Source organism: Elusimicrobiota bacterium, assembly GCA_026388095.1.
GTDB lineage: Bacteria > Elusimicrobiota > Elusimicrobia > UBA1565 > UBA9628 > UBA9628.
This window is the reverse complement of the sequence record JAPLKL010000025.1, coordinates 1-1,681: the sequence shown is the minus strand read 5'-3', so window position 1 is coordinate 1,681 and position 1,681 is coordinate 1. Positions and strand designations below refer to the sequence as shown.

Annotated in this window: 2 protein-coding genes; both read left to right on the top strand. The window is 66.8% G+C overall.

The features are described 5' to 3' along the window. Positions 1 to 821, top strand: an 821-nt coding sequence (locus NTY77_06460; GenBank protein MCX5795117.1) for a hypothetical protein, incomplete at its 5' end; no start/stop codon positions are given. 2 nt (positions 822 to 823) lie between these two features. Continuing rightward, a partial coding sequence (locus NTY77_06455) for a hypothetical protein (protein MCX5795116.1) occupies positions 824 to 1,681 on the top strand: 858 nt, incomplete at its 3' end.

The following is a 1,681-nucleotide window of genomic DNA, read 5'->3' as shown; positions in this document are numbered from 1 at the left end:
TCCACCAAATATATTGGAACGGGCGCCAGAACTACTTCGGGAGCAGCTTGCCCGGGGGGCGCTATGAGTGCGTGCTGTCGGCCACGGACGCCAAGAGCCGCACCCGCACTCTCCACCGTTGGATCCAGCTCGTCGCTCCGGGCGCGCCGACGGCCGCGCCGGCGCCGGCCGCAAAGGCGACTCCCAAGAAGACGGAGACCGTCGAGAAGCCCGCTCCGGCTGCGGCGGCGGCCAAGAAACCGGCCGCCGCCGCGCCGGCGGCCCCGGAGCAAGCCTCGGGACAGACCGAGAGACTTCTCAAGGAGGACCGGGCCCCAGTGCCCTCCGTTCAGATCAAGGGAAAGCCCCAGACCGTCAAAAGCCGCAGGACGCCCAAGAGAGCCCCGGCGGGCAAGCCGGCCCCTGCGAAGGCCAAACCCCGCAGCCAAGCCAGACCCGCGGTCAAGGAGGAGGCCGAGCCTGCGGCGAAGGCGGCCCCCGAACCGAAAGCCGCCGCTTCCCAAGCCGACCAGGCGCCCCCGGGAGTCTTCCTGGTCGCCTTCAAGGCCGGGACCCACCAGATGACCCCCGAAGGCGAGAAGGCCATGGCCAAGGTGGAGGCGGCGGTCGGCAACGAGGCCAAGAAGGACATCGAACTCCACGGTTGGGCCGGGTCCGCCGAGCCCGATGCGGCGCGGCTGGCCGAGCGGCGCGCGCAGATGATCGCCGGTCTGCTCATCAACAAGGACCTCGTCGAGCCCAAGCGCATCCGGATCCGCCCCGAGGTCTCCGAGAGCGGCGAGGCCAAAAAAGTCGAGATCCGCTTCCTGGGCAAGGAGTAGCGATGGCGATCCATTGGGATGAAATCATCGAGAAGGTGGCCTTCGGGCAGACCGCGCCGAAGTTGAGCTCTACTCTGGGGATGTACCTGAGCCCCGACACCATCTACATCGCGCAGACCAACATGGAGCGGTCGGGGAAGCTCGTCGTGGAGCATCTCGTGCGCATCCCGGTCCCGATCCCGGCAGAGAAGAAGGACGCCGGCACCATGACGGGCACGCTCAACACGAGCTTCCTCACCGAGAACCAGAAGCTGGGCACCCTCATCCAGCAGTCCATGTCGCAGTTCAAGTGGAGCACCAAACACGTGATGGTCACGCTCTCCCACCACTTGGGCCTGCTGCGCTATTTCACCATGCCGACCATCGAGCGCCGGTTCTGGAAATCCGCCGTGCCCGTGGAAGCCAAGAAATACATCCCCATCCCTTTCGAGGCCCTCAGCTACGACTACCAGATCATCCCCCTGCCGCCGGACGCCGCCAACCGCGCCCGCCAGGGGACCTTGATCGCGGTGACCCAGAAGCAGAACCTCGCCAACATCTCGGCCATGCTGCAGAACCTCGGACTGTCCATCGCGGGCATGGAGACCGCCCCCTGCTCCGCCCTCAAGCTCTGGCAGGCCTTGGACAAGAGCGTCGGCGGGGCGGCCTACTGCCAGGTGCATTTCGACGGCGGCAACGTGCGCATCCTCGTGGCGGACAAGGGTTTCCCGGTCTTCTTCCGCGAGGTCTTCCTCGGCGAGGAGGCCAACGTCTCGGACCAGCGCAAGCTGGACCTCGGCGGCTGCATCACCTTCGCCCAGAAGCAGCTGGCCGTGGGCGCCGTGGGACATGTCGCCATCAGCGGATCGACCGCCAGCCTT